At 62.6% G+C, this 24,679-nt stretch carries 24 protein-coding genes; 11 read left to right on the top strand and 13 right to left on the bottom strand.

Features of this window, described 5'->3' with window-relative positions:
- Positions 1 to 486: 486 nt before the first annotated feature.
- Positions 487 to 1,932, top strand: coding sequence for a mannose-1-phosphate guanylyltransferase/mannose-6-phosphate isomerase (locus EA798_RS15155; RefSeq protein WP_122099465.1), 1,446 nt, complete (start codon positions 487 to 489; stop codon positions 1,930 to 1,932).
- 317 nt (positions 1,933 to 2,249) lie between these two features.
- The gene (locus EA798_RS15150) at positions 2,250 to 2,471 is read left to right on the top strand and encodes a hypothetical protein (RefSeq protein ID WP_106155621.1); all 222 of its coding nucleotides are present in this window, start codon (positions 2,250 to 2,252) and stop codon (positions 2,469 to 2,471) included.
- Positions 2,472 to 2,548: 77 nt separating this feature from the next.
- Here EA798_RS15150 and EA798_RS15145 read toward each other — a convergent pair whose 3' ends face one another.
- From EA798_RS15145 to purU, 3 genes are read right to left on the bottom strand one after another with little or no spacing between them, the layout of a single operon-like run.
- Positions 2,549 to 4,000: a helicase HerA-like domain-containing protein gene (locus EA798_RS15145; protein WP_420849559.1), complete on the bottom strand. Its 1,452-nt coding sequence runs from the start codon at positions 3,998 to 4,000 to the stop codon at positions 2,549 to 2,551.
- A 20-nt stretch (positions 4,001 to 4,020) separates the two neighbouring features.
- Complete coding sequence (locus tag EA798_RS15140) at positions 4,021 to 4,230, bottom strand: hypothetical protein (protein ID WP_122099463.1); 210 nt, start codon at positions 4,228 to 4,230, stop codon at positions 4,021 to 4,023.
- A 15-nt stretch (positions 4,231 to 4,245) separates the two neighbouring features.
- Positions 4,246 to 5,097 (bottom strand): formyltetrahydrofolate deformylase, encoded by an 852-nt coding sequence (gene purU, locus EA798_RS15135; RefSeq protein ID WP_015277908.1) that lies wholly within the window; start codon positions 5,095 to 5,097, stop codon positions 4,246 to 4,248.
- 353 nt (positions 5,098 to 5,450) lie between these two features.
- Here purU and mvaT point away from each other — a divergent pair, with 353 nt between their 5' ends.
- Complete coding sequence (mvaT, locus tag EA798_RS15130) at positions 5,451 to 5,831, top strand: histone-like nucleoid-structuring protein MvaT (RefSeq protein WP_015277909.1); 381 nt, start codon at positions 5,451 to 5,453, stop codon at positions 5,829 to 5,831.
- Positions 5,832 to 5,970: 139 nt separating this feature from the next.
- On the opposite strand, the gene sbcB is transcribed toward mvaT, so the two are convergent.
- Positions 5,971 to 7,407, bottom strand: a complete 1,437-nt coding sequence (sbcB, locus tag EA798_RS15125) for an exodeoxyribonuclease I (protein ID WP_122099510.1) — start codon at positions 7,405 to 7,407, stop codon at positions 5,971 to 5,973.
- Between the two features lie 264 nt (positions 7,408 to 7,671).
- On the opposite strand from sbcB, the gene EA798_RS15120 reads away from it, so the two are divergent.
- The 6 genes from EA798_RS15120 to EA798_RS15095 are packed head-to-tail and all read left to right on the top strand — an operon-like array spanning position 7,672 to position 14,391.
- The gene (locus tag EA798_RS15120; RefSeq protein WP_122099462.1) at positions 7,672 to 8,379 is read left to right on the top strand and encodes an RDD family protein; all 708 of its coding nucleotides are present in this window, start codon (positions 7,672 to 7,674) and stop codon (positions 8,377 to 8,379) included.
- Positions 8,376 to 9,356: a stage II sporulation protein M gene (locus EA798_RS15115; protein WP_122099461.1), complete on the top strand. Its 981-nt coding sequence runs from the start codon at positions 8,376 to 8,378 to the stop codon at positions 9,354 to 9,356. The genes EA798_RS15120 and EA798_RS15115 overlap by 4 nt, the downstream gene beginning before the upstream one ends.
- A complete protein-coding gene (locus tag EA798_RS15110; protein WP_122099460.1) occupies positions 9,343 to 10,887 on the top strand; it encodes a DUF4129 domain-containing protein in 1,545 nt (514 codons plus the stop codon). The genes EA798_RS15115 and EA798_RS15110 overlap by 14 nt, the downstream gene beginning before the upstream one ends.
- Positions 10,884 to 12,056 (top strand): DUF4350 domain-containing protein, encoded by a 1,173-nt coding sequence (locus tag EA798_RS15105; RefSeq protein ID WP_122099459.1) that lies wholly within the window; start codon positions 10,884 to 10,886, stop codon positions 12,054 to 12,056. Before EA798_RS15110 ends, EA798_RS15105 begins: the two co-directional genes overlap by 4 nt.
- A complete protein-coding gene (locus EA798_RS15100) occupies positions 12,053 to 13,066 on the top strand; it encodes an AAA family ATPase (RefSeq protein ID WP_106155627.1) in 1,014 nt (337 codons plus the stop codon). Before EA798_RS15105 ends, EA798_RS15100 begins: the two co-directional genes overlap by 4 nt.
- Entirely contained in the window at positions 13,063 to 14,391 is a 1,329-nt protein-coding gene (locus EA798_RS15095; RefSeq protein ID WP_122099458.1) for a DUF58 domain-containing protein, read from the top strand. The genes EA798_RS15100 and EA798_RS15095 overlap by 4 nt, the downstream gene beginning before the upstream one ends.
- Before the next feature lie 5 nt (positions 14,392 to 14,396).
- Here EA798_RS15095 and EA798_RS15090 read toward each other — a convergent pair whose 3' ends face one another.
- The 3 genes from EA798_RS15090 to EA798_RS15080 are packed head-to-tail and all read right to left on the bottom strand — an operon-like array spanning position 14,397 to position 15,697.
- Positions 14,397 to 14,825, bottom strand: coding sequence for a PilZ domain-containing protein (locus EA798_RS15090; protein WP_122099457.1), 429 nt, complete (start codon positions 14,823 to 14,825; stop codon positions 14,397 to 14,399).
- Positions 14,826 to 14,872: 47 nt separating this feature from the next.
- Positions 14,873 to 15,295 (bottom strand): DUF4124 domain-containing protein, encoded by a 423-nt coding sequence (locus tag EA798_RS15085; protein WP_106155630.1) that lies wholly within the window; start codon positions 15,293 to 15,295, stop codon positions 14,873 to 14,875.
- Between the two features lie 24 nt (positions 15,296 to 15,319).
- On the bottom strand, positions 15,320 to 15,697 hold the full coding sequence (locus tag EA798_RS15080) for a tetratricopeptide repeat protein (RefSeq protein WP_122099456.1): 378 nt from the start codon (positions 15,695 to 15,697) through the stop codon (positions 15,320 to 15,322).
- Positions 15,698 to 15,846: 149 nt separating this feature from the next.
- Here EA798_RS15080 and pyk point away from each other — a divergent pair, with 149 nt between their 5' ends.
- Entirely contained in the window at positions 15,847 to 17,295 is a 1,449-nt protein-coding gene (gene pyk / locus EA798_RS15075) for a pyruvate kinase (protein ID WP_106155631.1), read from the top strand.
- A gap of 70 nt (positions 17,296 to 17,365) precedes the next feature.
- Here the strand turns inward: pyk and EA798_RS15070 are convergent, their stop codons facing one another.
- Complete coding sequence (locus tag EA798_RS15070; protein ID WP_122099455.1) at positions 17,366 to 18,307, bottom strand: iron-sulfur-binding ferredoxin reductase; 942 nt, start codon at positions 18,305 to 18,307, stop codon at positions 17,366 to 17,368.
- Positions 18,300 to 19,430 carry a GGDEF domain-containing protein gene (locus EA798_RS15065; protein ID WP_122099454.1) on the bottom strand — a complete coding sequence of 377 codons (1,131 nt, stop codon included), beginning with the start codon at positions 19,428 to 19,430 and terminating at the stop codon, positions 18,300 to 18,302. The genes EA798_RS15070 and EA798_RS15065 overlap by 8 nt, the downstream gene beginning before the upstream one ends.
- 195 nt (positions 19,431 to 19,625) lie before the next feature.
- Here EA798_RS15065 and EA798_RS15060 point away from each other — a divergent pair, with 195 nt between their 5' ends.
- Complete coding sequence (locus EA798_RS15060; RefSeq protein WP_106155634.1) at positions 19,626 to 21,149, top strand: fumarate hydratase; 1,524 nt, start codon at positions 19,626 to 19,628, stop codon at positions 21,147 to 21,149.
- Positions 21,150 to 21,218: 69 nt separating this feature from the next.
- Here EA798_RS15060 and EA798_RS15055 read toward each other — a convergent pair whose 3' ends face one another.
- The 4 genes from EA798_RS15055 to EA798_RS15040 all read right to left on the bottom strand — a co-directional run bounded on the left by EA798_RS15055 (position 21,219) and on the right by EA798_RS15040 (position 24,510).
- Positions 21,219 to 21,440: a VF530 family protein gene (locus EA798_RS15055; RefSeq protein ID WP_106155635.1), complete on the bottom strand. Its 222-nt coding sequence runs from the start codon at positions 21,438 to 21,440 to the stop codon at positions 21,219 to 21,221.
- 87 nt (positions 21,441 to 21,527) lie between these two features.
- Positions 21,528 to 22,109 carry a DJ-1/PfpI family protein gene (locus EA798_RS15050; protein ID WP_122099453.1) on the bottom strand — a complete coding sequence of 194 codons (582 nt, stop codon included), beginning with the start codon at positions 22,107 to 22,109 and terminating at the stop codon, positions 21,528 to 21,530.
- 52 nt (positions 22,110 to 22,161) lie between these two features.
- On the bottom strand, positions 22,162 to 23,319 hold the full coding sequence (locus tag EA798_RS15045) for a phospholipase D-like domain-containing protein (RefSeq protein WP_122099452.1): 1,158 nt from the start codon (positions 23,317 to 23,319) through the stop codon (positions 22,162 to 22,164).
- A 288-nt stretch (positions 23,320 to 23,607) separates the two neighbouring features.
- Complete coding sequence (locus EA798_RS15040; protein WP_167462962.1) at positions 23,608 to 24,510, bottom strand: acyl-CoA dehydrogenase family protein; 903 nt, start codon at positions 24,508 to 24,510, stop codon at positions 23,608 to 23,610.
- Positions 24,511 to 24,679 lie beyond the last annotated feature (169 nt).

The raw sequence follows: 24,679 nt of genomic DNA, 5'->3' as shown, positions 1-24,679 counted from the left end.
TGTAATCCGCTCCGCCCCGGGTCGCAAAGCGGCTTCGGCGGTAGCGCAATCTCAGCCAGCGATACGGCTGAACATCCGGCCGATGGCCGAGGCGTCGACCACTGCCAAAGCGGCATCTGGTACGACCAATGCCGAGCAAGGCACGAACAGAGGGTTACGGCCATGCAAACGCACCACCCCTTTTCGACACACCTCAGATGTCGCATTCCATGCGCGACGACGGCGCTCCTCACCTCATCACGAGTCAGCCGCAGGCGTTCGATGCCCGTCGCCCGGATTGGCGCCACGCAATAGGCACATCAAGCCCTTGCCATGACGCCGCGATAACGAACTCAGCACCGATTTCAACCTCGAAGCAACGCTTCGGGCGGGACGATTTCGTTCCAGCTGGCGAGCTCGCCGGCGAACAGAACACGAACATTCAGGCGCTACGACTGGCGCCACGGACAAGTAGAACGACCTTCGAAACGATTCAGGAGAAGCAATATGATCCCGGTTATTCTTTCAGGTGGCAGCGGCTCCCGGCTGTGGCCCCTTTCCCGCAAGTCGTTCCCCAAGCAATTCCTCGCGCTGACCGGCGAACAGACACTGTTCCAGCAGACAGTCGAGCGCCTGGCCTTTGACGGCATGCAGCAGCCACTGCTGGTGTGCAATCAGGAGCACCGTTTCATCGTCAAGGAGCAGCTGGCCGCCCGCAAACTCGGCGTCCAAGGCCTGCTGCTCGAGCCATTCGGCCGCAACACCGCACCAGCGATCGGTATCGCGGCGATGAAGCTGATCGAAGAAGGTCGCGACGAGTTGCTGCTGGTGTTGCCGGCCGACCATGTGATCGAGGATCAGAAAGCGTTCCAGCGCTCTCTGGCGCTGGCGACCAATGCTGCCGAGAACGGCGAGATGGTCCTTTTCGGCGTTCCGCCAACCCGCCCCGAAACCGGCTTCGGCTATATCAAGGCCAGCCAGGATGCCAACGCCGGTCTGCCGGATGGTATCAAGCGGGTCGCCCAGTTCGTCGAGAAGCCGGACGAGGCGCGCGCCCAGAGCTACGTCGAGTCAGGCGACTATTTCTGGAACAGCGGCATGTTTCTGTTCCGTGCCAGCGTTTTCCTGGAGGAGCTTAAAAAGCACGATCCGGATATCTATGACACCTGCTGGCTGGCGCTCGAACGCAGCATCAAGAACGGCGATGAAGTGCTGATCGATCCGGCCACCTTTGCTTGCTGCCCGGACAACTCCATCGACTACGCGGTGATGGAAAAGACTCAGCTGGCCTGCGTGGTTCCGATGTCCGCCGGCTGGAGCGACGTTGGCTCCTGGTCATCGATCTGGGACGTGCACCAGAAGGACGACAACGGCAACGTTCTCAAGGGCGACGTGATCGCCGAGGATTCGCGCAACTGCCTGGTTCACGGCAACGGCAAGCTGGTAACTGTACTGGGGCTGGACGATATCGTTGTGGTTGAAACCAAAGACGCCATGATGGTTGCCCACAAGGACAAGGTGCAGGACGTCAAGAAGCTCGTCAGCAAACTTGACGCCCAGGACCGCAGCGAGACCAAGAACCATTGTGCCGTCTATCGTCCCTGGGGCTGGTACGACTCGGTGGACATGGGTGGCCGCTTCCAGGTCAAGCGCATCTGTGTAAACCCCGGTGCCAGCCTCTCGCTGCAGATGCATCATCATCGTGCCGAGCACTGGATCGTCGTTTCTGGAACCGCGCAGGTCACCTGCAACGACAAGACGTTCCTGCTCACCGAGAATCAGTCGACCTATATCCCGATTACCTCGGTGCACCGTCTGGCCAACCCAGGGAAGATTCCGCTGGAAATCATCGAAGTTCAGTCCGGCAGTTATCTTGGTGAGGATGACATCGAGCGCTTCGATGACGTTTATGGCCGCGCCGAACAGAGCAACGAAGTCAAAGTGGCTCGTTAACAGCCTACAGAGTGAAAAGAAAAACCCGCCGCGGCGGGTTTTTCTAATTCTAAGCCTGGCCCAGTAACGGCATGGAAAGGCATACTTCAATGCCGCGAGACGCTGCGCCGAACTGAACGCGCACTCGCACTCGCTTTTTTTGAACTGCCCCTCGTTTTTCAAGCTTGCTCGTAAACGGAAAAAACCTTTTCAATTGCTTCTCGTCCAAACAGACGAGCAAGTGCGAGAGCGCATAGCAAATTTCCGGTTACAACTGCAGACGCATCTTTCTCAATTCAGTTGCGTCTTACAAGAACTTCCTAAGAAGGGTTGCTTACGTGACGAAAGATCAACTGCGCGCCGAACTTGAGCGCCAGGCCCAGCGCTTTACCAATGTGTACGGTGGTGAAATCACGACTTATGCCGCTGAACGCGAACCCGAGCGCAAACCATGGCGAAAAAAACCCACTGTCCTCGATCAGGTCTTCAAGCAGGAATTGCAGAAGCTCGAGCAGGAAAAGCAATCCAGTTGCGAAAGCGCAGTTACTGAGCAGGCGTAATCACCTCGCCCGCTCAGACGAGTCCTGAAGTATTTTCGAGAGCCGCATTCAATTGGGGCGGTCACACTCGCCAACGATCAGCGCTTGCCACCCAATAACGAGCCGAGTAAGCCTCTGGCCAACTGACGGCCCAACTGGCTGGCTGCCTGGCTCAAGGCACTTTTCACGACACGTCCGGCCAGATCGCCCAAGTCTCCACTTGCAGTGCTCTGCCCTCGCCGACTCTTTTCGGCAACAGCTTTAGACTGCTCGACCGTTTGTGCAGCGCGCGCGGCCAGGATTTCATAGGCGGACTTCCGATCGACCGGCTGGTCATAGCGACCACGCAGCCCGGACCGCGCGATGAGCGTCGCACGCTCGGCTTCGCTGAGTGGCCCGACACGTGACTGTGGCGGGGCGATCGCCACGCGCTGCACCATTGCCGGCGTGCCTTTTTCCTCAAGCCCACCGACCAGGGCCTCGCCGATCCCCAACTGGGTCAGAACATCCAGCGTCGCAAACGCGGGATTGGAACGAAAACCGTCGGCCACGGACCGCAGCGCCTTCTGCTCCCTCACGGTGTAAGCGCGCAAGCCATGCTGAATACGCAGGCCAAGCTGTGCCAACACCTGGTCCGGCAGATCCGCAGGAGACTGGGTGACGAAATAGACGCCTACGCCCTTGGAGCGGATCAATCTCACAACCTGGACCAACCGCTCCTGCAACGCCTTGGGCGTATCGCCAAACAGCAGATGCGCCTCATCGAAGAACAGGGCCAGCACGGGTTTGTCGGCGTCCCCACGCTCCGGAAGCTGTTCGAACAGCTCGGCGAGCAGCCAAAGCAGAAAGGTTGCATAGACCTTAGGTGCCTCATGCACCAGCACACTGGCGTCCAGCAGATGGATAGCGCCCCGGCCGTCCGCTGCCGGACGGAGCAGGTCTTCGAGCTGCAGTGAAGGCTCACCGAACAGCGCTTCGATACCTTGCTGCTCAAGGGTCGCCAGGCGCCGCAGAAGCGCCTGCGACGAGGCGCCGGTAAACAGGGCGCTGTCCTCGCCCAGCAGCTGCGGTTCGGCCTTGAGGTGCGCCAGCAGCGCCTTGAGGTCTTTCAGATCAAGCAGCAACAGGCCTTCACGATCCGCCACTTTGAACGCGGCATACAGTGCAGCCTGCTGACTGTCGGTCAGCTGCAGCAGATTTCCGAGCAGCAATGGCCCCATCTCGCTCAGAGTGGTACGTAACGGATGGCCGGTGCGGCCATGCACATCCCAGAGAGTCACCGGATAGGCCTGCGGCTGATGATTCAGCCAGGGCATGCTGGCAATCCGCTCGGCGATCTTGCCCTGAGGTGTGCCGGCAGCACCCAGACCGCAAAGGTCGCCCTTGATGTCGGCAGCGAACACCGCAACGCCCGCATCACTGAACTGCTCAGCCAGACGCTGCAGGGTCACGGTCTTGCCGGTGCCTGTAGCCCCGGCAATCAGCCCGTGTCGATTGGCCAGCCGCAGAGACTGGGTGTTCGGCTCGCCAGTCGCGTCCGCGCCGAGCATCAAACGATCCACCGCTGCAGTCATTCGCCAGTCTCCTGCCCGTCGAGCGCGCGCGCATGCTGCAGCTCAGCCTGATCCTGCTCGGCCTGCAGACGAGCCCAGAGCGCCGCGGCATCAGCGAACTCGGTGCCCTGATCGGACGACAGGGCCTGTGGATCGTATCGCTGAGTACAACCGCTACCGATGATCGGTGGCGCTTTGGCTACGGCACGCTCGAGAGGATCGGTCACGGCGACTCCGGATTGTCAGTTGAACACCATTGTCTTGTTGCTATGCACCAGCACACGGTCTTCCAAGTGATAGCGCAGGCCGCGCGAAAGCACCATCTTCTCTACGTCCTTTCCGAGACGGACCATGTCTTCGATGCTGTCGCGATGACTGACTCGGACCACGTCCTGCTCGATGATCGGGCCAGCATCGAGCTCCTCGGTAACGTAGTGACAGGTCGCACCGATCAGCTTCACGCCACGCAGTGAGGCCTGATGATAGGGCTTGGCACCGACGAACGACGGCAGAAAGCTGTGATGGATATTGATCACGCGCTGAGCAAACTCGTCGCACAACTCCGACGGCAGAATCTGCATGTAACGCGCCAGCACAATCACATCGGCACGTTGTTCGCGAACCAGACGGGTGACTTCGGCGAAGGCCTCCTGCTTGTTGGCGGGATCGACCGGCACGTGAATGTAAGGAATGCCATGCCATTCGACCATGCTGCGCAGGTCGTCATGGTTGGAGATGACGCACGGTATGTCGCAATCCAGCTCACCGCTATGCCAGCGATGCAGCAGATCGGCGAGACAATGCGATTCACGACTGGCCATCAGCACCACGCGTTTGCGCTGCTCGGAGTCGGTGATGCGCCACTCCATGGAGAACTCGCGCGCAATCGGCGCGAACGCCTGACGAAAACCTTCAAGATCAAAAGGAAGCGAGTCTGCGCGGATTTCATGGCGCATGAAGAACCAGCCACTCTGGTGATCCGAGTGGTGGTTGGCTTCAGTGATCCAACCGTTGTAGGTAGCGAGAAAATTACTGACCTTGGCGACAATGCCAACGCCATCGGGACAGGCAATGACCAGCCTGAAAGTGCGCATTAACGGTTACTCCGGCTCAAAGGAAACGCGGCATTCTAGCCCAGCAGTCAAAAGCGCAGCCATCGCGTTTGACGGCAAACCAGCGAAGGGCAACTAAACGGCGCGTTGGACCGGGCCGTACGCCGGCTGCGCCTCTTTGGGAAACTGCATAAACCCATCGAAAAAACTTGTCCGATAAAACAAGGATTGCGTTTGTTTTAAGGCCCAAACTCACGCATCAGTAGCGCTTGCCGCGCATGAAATATCCCTTCAAAAAAAGGTCCGTCTTTTTAACAAACTCTATATTTACTTGCCCATTACGCAGGACTATGATTGCTGCCACTTGCGTTCAAAACCTATCCCAAGGAAGTCATATGTCACTTATCAACGAGTATCGCGCCACTGAAGAGGCCATCAAGGAACTTCAGGAGCGACTGAAGTCCCTTTCCGAAGATGACAAACTGAAGAAGGAACTGGAGTTCGAAGGCAAGCTGCGCGAACTCATGGGCGAGTATCAGAAGTCGCTGCGCGACATCATCGCACTGCTCGATCCAGAAGCCTCGCGCAACAGCAAAAGCCCGCGCACTGCCAAAGCACCGGCGACCAGCAAGCGTGCTCGCCGCGTTAAGCAATACAAGAACCCGCACAGCGGCGAAGTGATTGAAACCAAAGGCGGCAATCACAAGACATTGAAAGAATGGAAAGCCCAGTGGGGCTCCGAAACCGTGGAAAGCTGGGCCACCCTGCTCGGCTAAGCGATAACGGTTTAAACCGAACGCCAGTTCTCGACATTAATCATTGCTGCGGGAACTGGCGTTTTTTATTGCAGGCCTCTTCCTTTACTCGGCATTACGCGCCGCCACTTCCTCAGCATCCCACCCGCCTTTCAGCGAACTAGCTGGCCAGTCCGTAATGCTCGCGCAGCCCCTGCCCGTATTCATGCCATTGCTGTAACAGTTGTTGCTGCGCCGGCGTGGCGGTAACCAAGAGCTGTTGAATACCCGCCTCGAATTGATCAAGCGTGTTGGGCGCTCCGAAGGCACCGTCGCTCAGCCGCTGCCGACAGAACTGATACCAAAGCGTCTGCTCCTCGGAGGATAGAGCCTCGGGGAAATTACGTGCGCGGTAGCGGAACAACAGCTCCTGCAGGCGGACATCGTCGAACCGGGACGGATGCCTGGCCAGTTCGGCTGGCGCAAGACCACGAATCTCGTCACACAACCGCCGGTCACGCTCGCCAAGAAAGCCGTCATACAGCTGCTGCTCGGGATCGTCGCTACCAGGGAAACCCTCCTCGCGGTAGATCTCGTCCAGCTTCTGGCTCCAGAGCTGGCGTTGCTCGCGCAATGCGGCGGCACGTTCCTGGCAGAGCGGCATATCCAGGCCCAACCGCTGAATATCGCCTTCCCGCAGCACCTTGAGCGGCGTCAGCACCGGGCACTTGTTGACATGTACCAACTTCAAAGGCACAGGCAGTACGCCCTCTGCCAATTGATCTCGCCGGGTATATAGACGCTGCCGCAATGTTTCGGCGCTCTCCTGCAAGAGCGGCTGAGGTTCCGCCTGCAGGTCGCAGACGATCAGCGCGTTGCGGTTGCGTGGATGCCAGCCCAGCGGCAGCACCACCGAAAGAAAATGCCGCGCGGCCGAAAAACGACCAGACACATGCACCAGCGGTTCAAGCAGGGTGATCTGTTCGAGCACTGCCTGTTTACGCCGCAGGTTGTAGAGATAGTCATACAGCCGCGGTTGGCGATCACGGATGAGCCTGGCCAAGCCGATGGTGGCACGCACGTCGGAGAGTGCGTCGTGAGCATTCAGATGCTCCAGTCCGTTGGCGACGCTCAGGCGTTCGAGCTTGAGCGTCACCCGGCCATCCTCCTCCGGCCAGACGATCCCTTCCGGACGCAGCGCATATGCGGTTCGCACCAGGTCGATCAGATCCCAACGACTGTTGCCCCCCTGCCACTCCCGCGCGTAAGGATCGTAGAAATTGCGGTACAAGCTGTAGCGAGTGACCTCATCGTCGAAACGCAGGCTGTTGTAGCCTGCGCCACAGGTCCCCGGGGTGGACAGCTGCTGATGCAGGCGCTGAATGAACTCTGCCTCGCACAACCCTTTCTGTTGCAGGATCGCCGGCGTGATACCCGTAACCAGGCATGCCGCGGGATGCGGAAGGATATCGTCGGAGGGGCGACAGTAGATGTTCAGCGGCTCGCCAATTTCCTCAAGCGCCTCGTTGGTGCGGATGCCCGCCACCTGCAGCGGACGGTCGCGGCTGGGCGAAATGCCTGTGGTTTCGAAGTCGTACCAGAAGATGCTTGGAGTCACGGGAGAATCCTTCTCGATCAGCATGGCAGTCTATCAGCCGGGCCGGCACCTCGCCGACCCGACCCGACCCGCTTCCAGCGTGCCGGTTGCACATGCGTTGTAGCGACGCGCCGCTCTGCGAACGGCATCCTGCAATCGAGCAGGCATTTCGCCATAATCGCGTTCCATCTGCGCGCGGGGCTCAAGTACCAGCCTCAGGCGCATTGCCGCAGCGGCGGATGCCGCATAGCATCGCCCTTTGCCTGATCTCAGACGAACTTGCCTTTGTATTCCACACTCGACCGACAAGACCTGCTCGACACCAGCCTGCGCGTCGAGACGCCGGAGGGCATTGATCTGCTCCTGCGCCCGGCCGGACTGGTGCCCCGCGCCCTCGCCTTCGCTATCGACCTGGTGATTCGCGCCGCCATCCTGCTGGTTCTGTTTTTCACCCTGGGCCTGCTCGGCAAATTCGGCATGGGCCTGGGAACGCTACTGCTGTTCCTCGTTCAGTGGTGGTACATGGTGCTCTTCGAAGTGCTGAATCAAGGCCGCACGCCGGGAAAATACTGGCTGGGGCTACGCGTCGTGCATGACGACGGCACACCGGTCGGCTGGTCTTCCTCGCTCACCCGTAATCTGCTGCGCTTCGTCGACATGCTGCCGTTCGGCTATTTCCTCGGCGCTCTGAGTTGCCTGGGTCACCCTGCCTTCAAGCGCCTCGGCGATCTGGCGGCAGGGACACTGGTGATCTATCAGGAGAAGCCGCAGGCTCGCCCGGCGCTTCCCGACGTCGAGCCGGTAGCCCCTCCCGTCGCGCTGACCCTGGATGAACAACGCGCGCTGATCGGCTTTGCCGAACGTCATGGGGCTCTTTCTGCCGAGCGCCGCCAGGAACTGGCCTCGATTCTGGCCGAGCCGCTGGGGAGCAACGAGGAACATGCCGAGGCCAAAATTCACGGCATTGCCCGCTCCTTGGTGGGCTCGTCATGAAGCAGGCAGTATTCGAGCGGCAACATCAGGCCGACTGGCAGGAGTTCGCCGCTCAACTTGACGCGCTAGAGGGCGGCAAACCGCGCAGCACGCAGCCCGGAACATTTCCCGCCGCCTACCGCCGGCTCTGCCAGCAGCTGGCCTTGGCGGAGTCGCGCGGTTACAGCAGTCAACTGATCGAGCAGTTGCGGCAGCTTGCGCTGCGGGGCCATCAACAACTGTACCGCCATCGCAGTCCACTGCTCGGTCGACTGCTGGGCTTCATCAGCGGCGGTTTCGCCCGCACGGTGCGTGCACAATGGCGCTATGTTCTGGCCGCCAGTGTGCTGTTCTACGGCAGCCTGCTCGGCATGGCCACGCTGGTTTACCTGTTTCCCGATCTGGTCTACAGCGTCCTGCCAGCCGACCAGGTCGCCCAGATGGAACAGATGTACGACCCGGACGCCAGTCGATTGGGGCGTTTTGCCGAGCGAGGCGCAGGCGACGACTGGCTGATGTTCGGCTACTACATCATGAACAATATCGGCATCGCGTTTCAGACGTTCGCCAGCGGCCTGCTGTTTGGCCTCGGCACATTGTTCTTCCTGCTGTTCAATGGCCTGACGATCGGTGCCGTGGCTGGCCACCTGAGCGGCATCGGCTATCACCAGCCGTTCTGGTCGTTCGTCATCGGTCACGGTGCCTTCGAACTGACGGCCATCACCTTCGCGGGTGCGGCTGGGCTGCAGCTTGGCGTCGCGCTGCTCGCCCCAGGCCGACTGACGCGGGGCAATGCGCTCCGTCAGGCGGCCAGACAGGGCATACAGCTGGTCGGTGGTGCCACGCTTTTCCTTCTGATCGCCGCATTCGTCGAAGCCTATTGGTCCTCCATGACCCTCGCCACGCCCGCGATCAAGTACATCGTCGGTGCACTGCTGTGGCTGATCGTGGCCATCTATTTCTGCCTGGCCGGGCGAGGTCAGCATGCAGCTGAGTAATGCCAGCGTCTCGATCCGTCCACGCAGCCCATGGGAAGCACTGGACCTTGGCACCCTGCTGGCCAGACGCCACGGGACGTTGCTGATGGCGACCTGGGCAGCCGTCACGCTGCCGGTTTTCGCGCTGATCAGCGTGCTGCTGTGGCAGCACCCAAGCGTGGCGTTGCTGCTGTTCTGGTGGTTGAAGCCGCTGTATGAACGGTTGCCGCTGCATATCCTGTCCAGAGCGTTGTTCGGCGAAACTCCAAACTTCAGGGAAAGCCTGAAGGCCTTCCCGGGCCTGTTGCGCTCGCAGTGGTTCGCCAGCCTGACCTGGCGCCGCCTGAGCATGACACGCAGCTTCGATCTGCCTGTGCAACAACTCGAGGGGCTCGACGGCAAAGCACGAGCCCAGCGTCTGATCACGCTCAATCTGCGCAATGGGCGCGCGGCAAGCTGGCTGACCGTCGTCGGCGTCCATCTGGAAGGTGCGCTCTGGCTCGGGCTGCTAGGGGTGCTGTATTTTTTCCTGCCGGCACCGCTGGTGCAGCGCTGGAACTGGGAAGATCTGCTGGGGCTTAGCGGGGAGTGGCTCTGGCTCGAACATCTGTCCAACCTGCTCTATGTTCTGGTGCTCATTGTCTGGGAGCCCATCTACGTTGCCTGCGGCTTCAGCCTCTATCTCAACCGGCGTACTCATCTGGAAGCCTGGGATGTCGAACTGGCCTTCCGCCGGCTGCGCCAGCGCCTGCTCGGTGCTCTGCCAGCAATGGCGCTCGCCTGCGGCCTGCTGCTCTGGCCCGCACCCCATGAGGCCTGGGCCGCGCCCACTGCCCAGCCAGAGGCCGGCCCCGAAAGTAAGCGCCTGCTCAATCAGCCATTGACCAGCGAAGCAGCCCACGAACGAATCGATGCCTTGCTCGACCAGCCCCCCTTCCAGCACCGCGAAACAGTGACGCGCTGGCGGCTGGGCGACGCCGATGACCCACAGCAGCCCGGTGCGCTGGCTCGCCTGATCGAACGCCTGCTGCAGGGCGGCTCGTTCTGGCATGGCCTGGAACGTCTGGCACAGGTCCTCGAGGTCCTGCTCTGGGCAGCCGTGGCACTGCTCGTTGCGCTTGTGCTGTGGCGCTACCGCGAATGGTTGCAGACCTTCGGCGGCCGTGTACGGCTGCCGAACCGGCGCCGTACGGAGCCGCCGACGCAGCTGTTCGGCCTTGAGGTCGCCCCGCAAAGCCTGCCGGATGATATCGCTACCGAGGCCGAACGACTCTGGCAGTTCGATCCACGCGCGGCGCTGGCGCTGCTGTATCGCGGCTTGCTCTGCCGCCTGCTGCACGACTTCCAGTTGCCCTTGAAGGCAGCGCATACCGAAGGTGAGGTTCTGCGGCAGGTGCATGAACTGCAGCTGGAACCCCTGGCCCGATTCGCCGAGCAGCTCACCGCTCACTGGCAGCGTCAGGCTTACGGACACGACCCAGCCAACGAACAGGTGCGTGACGCGCTGTGTGCCGATTGGCGGGCGCTGTTCGCCGAGGGGCGGCCGTCATGAATCGCCTGCACGTGCGTCTCCTCGTCGCTGGGGCGGTCCTGCTGCTCGCCCTGCTGACCATCTGGTTGGGCAGCCAGCTGCAGCGCTATGAAGATGTCGTCGAACATGGTCCTGCTCCACAGGCCCGCAGCAATGACTATCTGGCCGCCGAGCTATTCCTGCGTGCTCTCGGCTTGCAGGTCGCCCGCCACGACGGCATCGCCGGTCTGGAGACGCTGCCCAACAGTGGCCAGACGCTGCTTTTGCTCGGTGATCGCCGCAACATGACGCCTCGCCAGACCGAACGCCTGCTCGACTGGGCCGCTGCCGGCGGTCATCTGGTGGTGGTCGCCGAGCGCCTGTGGGACGAGAAAACCGGCAAGAGCGGCGACCTGCTGCTCGATCGGCTCAACTTGCAGCAGTACTCCACCAGGGATCTGGATGAAGAGGCCCAGTCGCCTCAGTCATCCACTGCCGAACAGCATCCGCAATTGACCAAGCTGTACCTGGAGAATGAAAGCGCGCCGGCCTATCTCGCCTTCGATACGGATTTCCATCTCTACGACGCCGACAACCGCGCCCACGCCTGGGCCAACAGCGCAGGCGCGACGCACATGCTGCAACTGCAGCACGGCAACGGGCTGGTCACCGCGCTGACCGACAGCTGGATCTGGCAGAACCGCAATATCGACGAATACGACCATGCCTGGCTGCTCTGGTATCTGACGCAGGACAGCGAAGTCACCCTGGTCCACCGCAGCGAGCACGACGGCCTGCTGGCGCAGCTGCGCAAGCATTTCCCGGAAACGCTCACCGCGCTGGGCCTGCTCATACTGTTTGCGCTGTGGCATGTCGGGCAGCGCTTCGGCCCGTTACTGCCTGCCGCCAGCCCGGCACGTCGCCAGCTCCAGGAGCATCTACGCGGCTCGGCGGAGTTCCTGCTTCGCCATGGGCGCGAGCAAAGCCTCTTGCAGCGACTCCAGCAGGACATTCAGCGCAGAGCCAACGTTCGCCATCCCGGCTTCGAGCAGCTCCCGCTCAGCGGACAGCTGACCCTGCTCGCACAGCTTTCCAGCCTGCCGCCCGCCAGTATCGAGCAGGCCATGCGCCCCACGCCGCAGCAACGCCTGTCGGCCACCGAATTCACCCGACAGGTCGCCTACCTGCAAACCCTCAGGAATGCCTTATGAGCGAACAACCCTCCGAATCGAACAGCGCTGCTTCGAGCACCAACCCAGTGAGCCAGCGTGTGCGCGCCAGCCAGTTGGCCCAGGCCCTGCGCGACGAACTGCACAAGGCAGTGATTGGCCAGGACGAGGTCATCGACGGTGTTCTCACCGCGCTCATCGCCGGTGGCCATGTGCTGATCGAGGGTGTGCCCGGATTGGGCAAGACGTTGCTGGTTCGAGCCCTTGCGCGCTGCTTCGGTGGCGAATTCTCGCGAATCCAGTTCACCCCGGACCTGATGCCCAGCGACGTGACCGGCCACGCGGTCTACGACATGCAGACCGAGCAGTTCAAGCTGCGCAAGGGCCCGGTATTCACCAACCTGCTGCTGGCCGATGAGATCAATCGGGCCCCAGCCAAGACCCAGGCCGCGCTGCTCGAGGTGATGCAGGAGCGCCAGGTCACCCTTGAAGGCAAGGCCCTGGCCGTGCCACAGCCGTTTCTGGTCATGGCGACCCAAAACCCCATCGAGCAGGAGGGCACCTACCCTCTGCCCGAAGCCGAGCTCGACCGCTTCATGCTGATGCTGCGCATGGACTACCCGCAAGCCGATGAGGAGCTGGAGCTGGTACGCCAGGTTACCCGTTCGGCACGGGCTGACATGCTCGATGTCAGCGCCCTGCGCCAACTGGTACAGCCCCGCGATGTGCTGGCCCTGCAGAAGATCGCCAGCGAGCTGCCGCTGGACGAGCAGGTGCTGGACTATGCCGTGCGCCTGACCCGCAGCACACGCAGCTGGCCGGGCCTGGCACTGGGTGCCGGCCCGCGCGCATCGATCGCACTGGTTCGCGGTGGGCGCGCCAGGGCACTGTTGCGCGGCGCCGAGTTCGTCACGCCGGATGACATCAAGGGCTGCGCATTGGCCGTACTGCGCCACCGCGTGCGGCTCTCGGCAGAGCTGGATATCGAAGGGCTGTCGGTAGACCAGGTGCTGCTGCAGGTGCTCGACCAGGTGGCGGCGCCGCGCGCATGACGCCATCCCGTCGCCTGCTCGTTGCGCTGGCAGCACTGGTGTTGCTGGCCATCCCGCTCGGCACGCTCGCTGCACTGGGAATCGAAGCCGAAGGTTGGCGCTCGGCCTGGTGGGGGCTTTTGCTGGCCTTGGGGATGATCGCTGCGCTCGACGCCCGCAACCTGAAACGGTTGCCTTCGCCGGCGTTGCAACGCAGCCTGCCGGGCAATCTGCCCCTGGGGCACTGGAGCCACGTGCAGCTTCTGGCTCGCAACGACGACAGCCATCCGGTCGAACTGGAGCTGTTCGACCACGTGCCGGACGGCATGCTCTTCGAGCAGTTGCCGCAGCGCATACGCCTGCAACCCGGAGAGCATTGCCAGCTCAGCTACCGACTGCGACCGGTTCGCCGTGGACGCTTTTCCTTCCAGCGCTGCGACATGCAGCTTTTCAGCCCTCTGGGGCTGTGGCGCAGCAAACGACAGTTGCAACTGGCCGACGACACGCGGGTTTACCCCGACTTTGCCCAGCTGCACGGCGCTGGCCTGCAGGCGATCGATGTCTGGCTGAACCGTCTCGGCGTGCGCCAACAGCCAAGACGCGGGCTGGGACTGGAGTTTCATCAGCTGCGCGAATTTCGCGAGGGCGATACGCTGCGCCAGATCGACTGGAAAGCCACAGCGCGCTCGCGAACACCCATTGCCCGCGAGTACCAGGATGAGCAAGACCAGCAGATCGTGCTGATGCTCGACTGCGGCCGCCGTATGCGCAGCCAGGATGCGCAACTCACCCACTTCGACCACGCGCTCAACGCAGGCCTGCTGCTCGCCTACGCCGCGCTACGCCAGGGCGATGCGGTCGGCGCCTGCACCTTTGCCGGTGAACAGCCACGGCACATTACGCCGGCCAAGGGCCAACAGCAGCTGCGCATACTGCTGAACGGCCTGTACGACCTGCAGCCCACCCAGCAGCCAGCTGATTACGGCGCAGCGGTCGATCAGCTGCTGGCGCGCCAGCAGCGCCGGGCTCTGGTGATCGTCATGAGCAATCTGCGCGACGAGGACGATGCCGAGCTGCATGCCGCGCTGCGCCGACTTTCGCGACGGCACCGGGTGCTGCTGGTGAGCTTGCGCGAGGAAGTGCTGGACCAGCTACGCCTGCGGCCGGTGCAAAGCCTGGACGACGCGCTCGATTACTGCGGTACGCAGGACTACCTGAATGCACGCCAGCAACTGCATAAACGCCTCACCGCCAATGGTTTGCCGGTGCTTGACGTCCAACCTTGCGATCTGGGGCCGGCGCTGGTCGGGCGCTATCTGGCGTGGAAGAAAACCGGAACGCTGTAGCTGCCTCACAGGCCGTGACAGCAATCCTTGTCGGTGAAGCGATCCGACGCCGCACCGGCGTGATGCGCCAGCGGAATGTGAGGCATCGGCTGAAAGCTGAAGTAGTGATGTAACGCGGCGATCATCTCGCGGATATCGCCGGGTGGCTCGATCAGAGAGAATCCGGTGTCGTAGCTTCCCGGTGTGACGTCCTCGCTGGACCACAGGCTGAACGCGCTGAAGTCCACATGGCGCAGCTGGCCGGTCTGGCCAGGAATCTTCAGGCGCATCTCGAAGCGCACGCCGAGCATCATCGGATAGGGACTGATCAGCATCAGCCCGCCCTCGGAGAGATTGCCGATAAAACCCAGCGGCTTCTCGGTAAACCGGTTGAATACATTGAGGTAGTACGGCAGCTGATGCCGCTGGATACGACGCTGGTTCGCCATGTTCATGTCGTCGGAGCCTTCAACCTTTGCCCTGCAATTCGAATCCCCTCGGCTCAGTTGCATTCCTGGCCGATACGAGCGGCCAGGCGCTGTCGAGCCGCCTCTACTTCACTGTCACTGTAGTAGACGCGCTCTCCCGCCGCATCGTTACGAAAAAAACGTCCGCCGAGCTGCAGCTGTGACAACTGCCTGCGCAGACCTTGGCATTCCTGCTCCCGGGCCGCCTGCGCCTGGCTGGCCTGCTCGCGCGCCGCCTGCTGTTCCTGCCGACGCGCATCGAAGAACCGTTCACTGCGTGCCTCGCGCGCTCGGGTCTGCTCGTCTCGTTCGACCACTTGCGGCCGCACTTCAACCTGCTCGGCGCCGGCCGGTGGGCGCTGACCGAAATGCACGCGACCGTCGGCGTCGGTCCAACGGTAGATCTGCGCGGATGCCAGTGTCGGCAGCAGCATGATGATCAGAAGCAACGCTCGCATGTTCCCTCACATGATTTCACGGCATCAGCGCTTGGCCGGCTGAACCACCGCAGGCGGCTCGACATGATAGTGGCCAAGCTGCCTCAGCGTCTCCAGGCGCGCCCGTGCGCGATAAGCATATTCGCTGGCCGGGTAACGCTCGACGATGAAGCGGTAGGTTTCGCCGGCGTCGACGAACAGCCCCTGCCGTTCCAGGCATTGCCCACGCAGCAGGGAAATCTCCGGCTGCACCTGGCTACGCGGCTTGCTGCGGCGCTCCGCCTGCGACAGCGATTGCATCACCCGATCGCAGTTGTCGGCCTCGTAATGCTGGTAAGCGGCATCCAGGTGGCGATCGGAAGCATGTCGGCTGCTGCAGCCGACGGTCAGAAGACTCAGAAAAATGATGATCAGGGTGCGCATGGGTTCCTCCGTATGCCTCCTGTATCGACCGTATCGGAAAAACCTGCAGACAGCCCGTCAGACGGGCCGAAAGAGTAGTGCCCGCCGGGCGATGACTACATCCGGCGAGCATAGTAGCCTCGGGGCCAGCCAGAAGAAGGAGCTATTGAATGATTCCGCGTCGCACCAAGATCGTCGCCACCCTGGGCCCAGCGAGCAGTTCGCCGGAGGTACTGGAAAAGATGATCGTCGCCGGGCTGGATGTCGCCCGCCTGAACTTCTCCCACGGCAGCCCCGATGAGCACCGTGCCCGGGCCGAACTGGTGCGTGAAATAGCCGCCCGCCATGGCCGCTTCGTCGCGCTGCTCGGTGACCTGCAGGGCCCGAAGATCCGTATCGCCAAGTTCACCGACAAGCGCATCGAGCTGAAGGAAGGTGACCGCTTCCGTTTCTCCGTGACCCATCCGCGCGACGCCGGCAACCAGGAAGTGGTCGGTATCGACTACCCGGATCTGGTCAAGGATTGCGGCGTCGGCGATGAGCTCTTGCTTGACGACGGTCGTGTGGTGATGCGCGTCGACAACGCCACCGCCGACGAACTGCACTGCACCGTACTGATTGGCGGCCCGCTCTCGGACAACAAGGGCATCAACCGCCGCGGTGGCGGCCTGACAGCCCCGGCGCTGACCAACAAGGACAAAGCCGACATCAAGCTGGCCGCCGACCTGCAGCTGGATTACCTGGCCGTTTCCTTCCCGCGCGATGCGGCTGACATGGACCTGGCCCGCCGCCTGCGCGACGAAGCCGGCTCCGATGCCTGGCTGATCGCCAAGATCGAGCGGGCCGAAGCGGTTGCGGACGACGAGGCACTGGACGGCCTGATTCAGGCCAGCGACGGCGTGATGGTGGCGCGCGGTGACCTGGGCGTGGAAATCGGTGATGCCGAGCTGGTCGGTATCCAGAAGAAGATCATTCTGCACGCCCGCCGCCACAACAAGGTGGTGATCACGGCGACGCAGATGATGGAGTCGATGATCCACAGTCCGATGCCAACCCGCGCCGAGGTATCCGATGTAGCCAACGCGGTGCTCGACTACACCGACGCGGTGATGCTTTCGGCCGAGAGCGCCGCTGGCGAATACCCGATCGAAGCCATCAAGGCCATGGCGCGAGTCTGCTGCGGCGCGGAGAAGCATCCGACCAGCACCAAGTCCGGTCATCGTCTCGGCCAGCAGTTCGAGCGCTGCGACGAGAGCGCAGCCCTGGCCGCGATGTACACGGCCAACCACTTCCCGGGCGTCAAGGCGATCATCGCCCTGACCGAGAGTGGTTACACGCCGCTGATCATGTCGCGCATACGTTCTGCGGTTCCAATCTTCGCCTTCTCTCCACACCGCGCAACCCAGGCGCGCGTTGCGCTGTTCCGTGGCGTCCAGACCGTACCTTTCGATCCGGCCGCGATGCCGGCAGACAAGGTCAGCCAGATGGCGGTCGAGGAGCTGCTCAAGCGCAATATCGTGCAACCGGGTGACTGGGTGATCCTGACCAAGGGCGACAGCTACCACGACAGCACTGGCGGCACCAACACCATGAAGATCCTGCGGGTCGGCGATCAGTAAGCTCGACGGGGTTAGACACGAGGCCGGCTTATGCCGGCCTCATGCTTTCCATGTTCAGGAAATGGAGCGCTCAGGGCGGAGGACTTGCGCCAACGAACGCATCGCTGAATATCTGCCCGCGCGGCAAGCCGGCAAGAAACAGCTGGCGCGCGCCCGCTTCGACAAACGCCGAGCCACCACACAGCAAGGCGATCTCCTGACGCGTTACGGGGCGCAGCGCCCTTAACGCACGATCACGCTCACCGGCGTCAATCCACTCCAGACGCAGGTTCGCATGCCTGCTCGCCAGTTCCTGCAGTGGCCCGCTCAGGTAGTGAGCCTCGCTAGCGACATGCAACAGCCTGACAGGCCCGCTATGGCCGTGCCGCAGACTCTCGCGCAGCAGCCCCCAAAATGGCGCCAGCCCGGTTCCGGCCGCCAGTAGCAACAATGGCCGCTCGGACCAGTCCGGCTCGTAGTGCAATGCCCCACCATGCAGTTCGCCCAGCTGCAACATATCGCCCGGGCGCAGCTGCCGGGCGATATCGCAAAAAGCGCCCGGTCGACTGCAGTCGAGGTGGAACTCCAGCCATGGATCATCACCCGGCAGGCTGGCCAGTGAATACGGTCGAGCGATACCGGTTGCCGTCCACAACAGCAGATGCTGCCCTGCGCGATAGCGCAGCGGGCGTTCAGGTACCAGCCGCAGGCGCAGCACGTTGCTACTCAACCACTCCACGCTCTCGACGCGAGCGGCCTGTCCATCGCGGCGAGGATCGAAGACCTGCACGCCAAGGTCGCCGCCGACGCGACATTGGCAGGCCAGTCGCCAGCCCGCCGCGCGCTGTTCGGGCGCCAGCAGGTCCGGCTGAAGATCGTTCGGTTCACCATCGACACAGCGCACCAGACAAGCGTGACAGCTCCCGGCCCGACAGCTGTACGGCACCGGCACACCCGCACCGATCAAGGCATCGAGCAGATTCGTACCCGGCGCGACCGTCCAGCCTTGCCCGGCGCAGCGCAGCTCAGGCATCGCTGGTAATCCATGCCGGCTCGCAGCGATTGCGCCCGGCTCGCTTGGCGCGATAGAGCGCTTCGTCAGCACGCTGCAACGCTGCATCCAGGTCGTCCCCTGCATTCACCAGGGTGAGGCCGATGGACAGGCTGAGGTGTCCGGCAGCGATATCGACCTCCTCCGGTTCCGCCTTGGCAAAGGCTTCACGTAGCCGCTCGCAACAGGCGCTGAACTGCTCGGCATCGGTGTCCGGCAATAGCAGCACGAATTCCTCGCCGCCGTAACGGGCCAGCACGTCACCATCACGCAGGCAGGAACGGGCTACGTTGGCAAAAGTCTGCAGCACCCGGTCTCCAGCGGCGTGGCCGTGAATGTCGTTGACGCGCTTGAAATGGTCCAGATCGATCAGCGCCAGCCCGAACCGGTGGCCCTTGCGCAGCCGGCTCAGCTCCCCTTCTGCGATGCGCAGGAAGCGCCGACGGTTGTACAGGCCGGTCAGCTCGTCGGTGGAGGCCAGATCCTCGAGCTGGCGCATCATGCCGCGCAAGGTGTCCTGGTGCGCCTGCAGGGCAAAGCGCCGCTGGCGCATGCGCTGGCGCAGTCGATAGACATGACCGGCAAACAGACACATCCAGATCAGCGTCACCAGCAGGACGCTGGCCTGAAGCAGGAACACCGTCGAGTCCACCGCGCGCTGCAGGTAGTAGTCCAGCGCGGCCAACCCGACGAAGCTGAGAAAGGCCAGAGCGGCGTAGCGAATGAACACCTTTGGCGGCAGGAATACGGCAAACATCAGCACGAGCAGATAGAGCACCAGCAGCGAACCACGCGCGCTGCCGAGGTTGAAAAGGAAATAGGTCAGCCAGAGCAACGCCACCAGCACCTGCGGCTCGGTAAGGCTGGGGTCCTTGAAACGCAGATTGATGCCGCGGTGAAAAAGCCAGAAAAACAGCAGCTGACTCACCACAATCAATGCCGAGTGAGTGATTGCACTGGCAGTGGACGCCTCGTAAAACCCACCCGCCACCGCTACCCAGGTCAGCATCAGAGCGAGGCCATAGGTCACCGAGGCCATTGCGAATCGCCGAGTGACTAGCTGCTGTATGGCCAGCTCCCCGGTCTCTTCCCGCATCGCGCTCATAGGGATCCGTCCCGCTGTGGCAATTTGCCGCACTTTACGCTTACCGAAAACAAAAACCTAGCTGGCATTCCCATCGCTCCTGGTCCATCCGTGTACCGCGCAGCTCGACGCGTTATACTGCCGCGCATTTTTTCGCGGCGCGTCGACTGCCACTCCCGATGCGCCTCCTACCGCCCCGCCATGAGGACGCGCTGCATGACCGTGATCAAGCAAGACGACCTGATTCAAAGCGTCGCTGACGCTTTGCAGTTCATTTCGTACTACCACCCCGTGGATTTCATTCAGGCAATGCACGAAGCCTACCTGCGTGAAGAATCCCCGGCCGCGCGCGACTCCATGGCGCAGATCCTGATCAACTCGCGCATGTGCGCCACCGGCCACCGTCCGATCTGCCAGGACACCGGCATCGTTACCGTCTTCGTTCGCGTCGGCATGGACGTGCGCTGGGACGGCGCGACCATGAGCCTGGACGACATGATCAACGAGGGCGTCCGCCGCGCCTACAACCTGCCGGAAAACGTCCTGCGTGCTTCGATCCTGGCCGACCCGGCAGGTTCCCGCAAGAACACCAAGGACAATACGCCAGCCGTCATCCATTACTCCATCGTTCCCGGCGACAAGGTTGAAGTGGACGTGGCAGCCAAGGGCGGCGGTTCCGAAAACAAGTCGAAGATGGCCATGCTCAACCCGTCCGACTCCATCGTCGACTGGGTGCTCAAGACCGTGCCGACCATGGGCGCTGGCTGGTGCCCGCCGGGCATGCTCGGTATCGGCATCGGTGGTACCGCCGAAAAGGCCGCGGTCATGGCGAAAGAAGTGCTGATGGATCCGATCGATATCCACGAGCTCAAGGCTCGCGGCCCGCAGAACCGCATCGAAGAAATGCGTCTGGAGCTGTTCGAGAAGGTCAACCAGCTCGGCATCGGCGCTCAGGGCCTGGGCGGCCTGACCACCGTGCTCGACGTCAAGATCATGGACTACCCGACCCACGCGGCCTCGCTGCCGGTGTGCATGATCCCCAACTGCGCAGCCACCCGCCACGCGCACTTCGTGCTCGATGGTTCCGGCCCAGCCGAACTGACCCCGCCGCCGCTGGATGCCTATCCGGAAATCGTCTGGGAAGCCGGTCCGAGCGCCCGTCGCGTGAACCTCGATACCATCACGCCGGAAGAAGTGCAGAGCTGGAAGCCGGGCGAAACCATCCTGCTCAACGGCAAGATGCTGACCGGCCGCGACGCTGCGCACAAGCGCATGGTCGACATGCTGAACAAGGGTGAAGAGCTGCCAGTGGACCTCAAGGGTCGCTTCATCTATTACGTCGGCCCGGTCGATCCGGTTGGCGACGAAGTAGTCGGCCCGGCAGGCCCGACCACGGCGACCCGCATGGACAAGTTCACCCGCCAGATCCTGGAAAGCACAGGCCTCTTGGGCATGATCGGCAAGTCCGAGCGCGGCCCGATCGCCATCGAAGCAATCAAGGACAACAAGGCTGTGTACCTGATGGCTGTTGGCGGCGCCGCCTACCTGGTCGCCCAGGCGATCAAGAAGTCCAAGGTGCTGGCCTTCGCCGAGCTGGGCATGGAAGCGATCTACGAGTTCGAAGTGCAGGACATGCCGGTCACTGTTGCGGTCGACACCAACGGCGAGTCGGTGCACATCACCGGCCCGGCGATCTGGCAGAAGAAGATCGCCGACAGCCTGGCGGTCGAAGTGCAGTAATCGCAGAAGCGAAAAAACGAAAAGCCCGGCCTAGTGCCGGGCTTTTTGCTTTCGCATCGTGCTGACCGATCAGCCGCGGCGACGCAACTGCACGAACAGCGCTTCCACCTTCTGCCGCGCCCAGGGGGTGCGGCGCAGGAAGGTCAGACTCGACTTGATGCTCGGCTCGCTCTTGAAGCAGCGAATATCGATGCGCTGGGCCAGGCCGTCCCAGCCGTAGTGAGCCTGCAGCTCGGTGAGCATCGTTTCAAGGGTGACACCGTGCAACGGATCGTGGGGAGTAGCGGACACAGACAGCGCTCTTGCTGGGGCGGCCAAAGCCGCAGACGTTGATTGGCGCGGCCGCCCCGCTGTTTGCGGGACGGCGCGGCGCGCATCCTACAGTTTAATTTCGGTGCCGAGCAGCTTGAGAAAGCCCGCCAGCCAGGCCGGATGCGCGGGCCACGCCGGCGCGCTGACCAGATTGCCTTCGGTGTGCGCCTGATCCACAGGGATATCCACATAGTCGCCACCGGCCAGCTTCACTTCCGGCGCGCAGGCGGGATAGGCACTGCAGGCGCGGCCCTTGAGCACGCCGGCAGCAGCGAGCAGCTGGGCGCCGTGACAAACAGCGGCGATTGGCTTCTTGGCTTCGTCGAATGCACGCACCAGTGCCAGTACCTGCTCGTTCAGGCGCAGGTACTCCGGCGCGCGGCCACCGGGGATCAGCAGCGCGTCATAGTCCTCGGCACGCACGGCAGCGAAGTCGAAGTTCAGCGCAAAATTGTGGCCCGGCTTCTCGCTGTAGGTCTGGTCGCCTTCGAAATCGTGAATCGCCGTACGCACGCTGTCGCCGGCCTTCTTGTCCGGGCACACGGCATGCACGCGATGACCGACCATCTGCAGCGCCTGGAACGGCACCATGGTCTCGTAGTCTTCGGCGTAGTCGCCGACCAGCATCAGAATGTTCTTTGCCGCCATTGGATCGTCCTCCTTACGCGGTTTTGGAGCTTCGCTCCGATACGCGACAGCTTCAGCCGCCGCGATTGAAAATGTTCACCAGCAACCGGTCCAGCAAGCCCCACATCCGCTGATACAGCCGCAGATGCAGCGGCCGGGCGTACCAGCTGGCCAGGTCGATTTCGATGCTGTCGTGAAAGTCGCGCTCGAAACACGCCTGCACCTGTGCGCTCAGCGAAGCGTCGATCGCCTCGAGATTGGCCTCCAGATTCCAGCGCAGGTTCCAGTGATCGAAGTTGCACGAACCGACGCTGACCCAGTCATCGACCAGCACCATTTTCAGGTGCGAGAAGTGTGGCTGATATTCGTGGATTCGCACGCCGGCACGCAGCAGGCGCGGATAGAAGCGCTGCCCGGCGTAACGCACCGGCGGATGATCGGTATTACGGCTGGTCAGCAGCAGGCGCACATCAACGCCGCGACGCGCTGCGCGGATAAGCGCCCGCCGCACTTTGCCGGTAGGCAGGAAATACGGCGTCGCCAGCCAGATGCGTGTCTGCGCGCGGCGCAGGTTGCGCAGCAGACTGAGGAGGATGTCGCGGTGCTGACGCGCCGCTGCATAGGCGACACGCCCCAGCCCCGAGCCATCAGGCAGCAGCGGTATGCGCGGCGCCCTGCTGGGCAGAGGCAACTGCCAGATCCGCCGCTTCAGGCAATGCACCCACTGGCTGTCGAACAGCTCCTGCCAATCCTGCAGCAAGGGACCGGTCATCTCGACCATCACCTCATGCCAATGCACGGCCGGCTTGCGTGGATTCCAGAATTCGTCGGTGACGCCGGTCCCGCCGACATAACCAATGCAACCATCTACCAGCAACAACTTGCGGTGGTCACGATGCAGATTGCGCAGTTTCAGGCGCAGCGAAAGCGGGTTGTACAAACGCAACTCCACGCCGGCCGCGGTAAGGCGGTCGCGATTGGCCTGGCTCATCTTCAGGCAACCGAAGCCGTCGAACAGGCAACGCACCCGTACGCCACGCGCCGCCGCGCGCAACAGGGGCTCCAGCAGCCGATCGAGGCAATACCCGTCTTCCACCAGATAGAGTTCCAGGTCGATACGGCGCGCGGCGCGCTCGATCGCCTCGAACATGGCCAGGAAGAATTGTGGCCCATCGACCAGCAGCCGGAAGCGATTGTCGCTGCGCCAAGGGAAAACCGATCCGGCCAACATCACAAGGCTTTACCCAGAACGGAGCCGGTCGCAGGCCAAAGAAACGTCGAGCAGGACAAACAGCGAAATGACATGAAATCCCTTTTTCCAGTCGGCACGCGAGGCGCAACGGAGTGATGCCACGGTCATGCATGCAAACAAACAAGCGAACCGCGCGGTAGCTTACCCAGTCCCTTCAGCAAGACAAGGCCGTCGCCGCTGTGGCGTTGCGCGGCAACTCGGCCGTGGCGAGCGCCCTCATAAGGCCAGGCGCGATGGCGCAGAGTTCCCGAGACCTTCGCCGACAAGTCAGCCCGCCTCGCTGAGCCCAAGCGCCTCGACAGCTTGCTGCAGACGCCGCGCCTGGGCTTCACGCGCAAGGCCGAGCACCGCCCGATCACGCTGCCATAGCACAGCACAGGCACCCTCGCTGGCCGATATTGCAGCGTCCAGTTCCGGCTGCAACGTCGCGAACTGCTCGAGTACGGCCGCCAGCAACAAATGGCTCGCCGGTTCGCCCGCCGGCTGTCGCGCCACCTCGGCCGCCCCGCCGAGAACGCCCAGAAGACGCAGCATCAAGCTGCGCGGCCAGCCTTCCTGCAGCGCCACACCATAGAGCCAGGCGGTAAGCGCGGCTAGCACGTGGATATCTTCGTGGGTACGGAAGGGTTTGACGTAATCGCCCCAGCCATCGCCGGGCAAGCGTGTGCCGACGGCGCCCTCCAGGCGCAAGCGCCCATGGGCGATGTCCGGCACGATAGGCAGTTGCGCTGCAGGTATCAGCGATACGCCTGCAGCGGCCGGCTCGACTGCGAACAGCCCGAGCCGCGGCGACTCCCCGGCACCCTCCTCCCTTGCCGATACCAACAACCATTGCACCGCGTCGCCAGCCGTGACGAAATCCTTGCTGCCGCTCAGATAACCGTCATCCCAGCGCGTCGCCATGTCGGCCGGGCGCAACTTGCGCCGTTCGGTCGTGCAAAGCGCGCCGAGCCCTGGCGGGGCGTCGGGCCAGAGCGCGCGCAGCGCAGCCTGATAGCCACCGAGAAAAGCCAACCCCGGCGTGGCCGCCAGCCGGCCACCATAGACCGCCAGGCTGAAGGGGGCGGTTGTGCCGGCGCCCTCGCATACACCCGCAAACCAGGCCGCAAGGCCAGCATTCGCCGCAACCGGCTGCAACGGGCCGATCAGTCGTTTCCACGGCATGTTCATCTCCAAAGTCCCACGCACACAGGCAGCTGGCCCACCGTCATCCAACCATCATCCGATCGTAACAACGGCGACATGCCCTGCTCCTAGCCTGATCAAGCCAAACACTCGAGCCCAACGATAACAACCAGACGCTCGCGTTGCATCGCCAACCCGCCACAGCCACGGCGGC

The sequence above is a fragment of the Pseudomonas songnenensis genome (assembly GCF_003696315.1).
Taxonomy (GTDB): Bacteria; Pseudomonadota; Gammaproteobacteria; order Pseudomonadales; family Pseudomonadaceae; genus Stutzerimonas; species Stutzerimonas songnenensis.
Note: the sequence above shows the minus strand (reverse complement) of the source record. Positions and strands in the feature narration are given on the sequence as shown.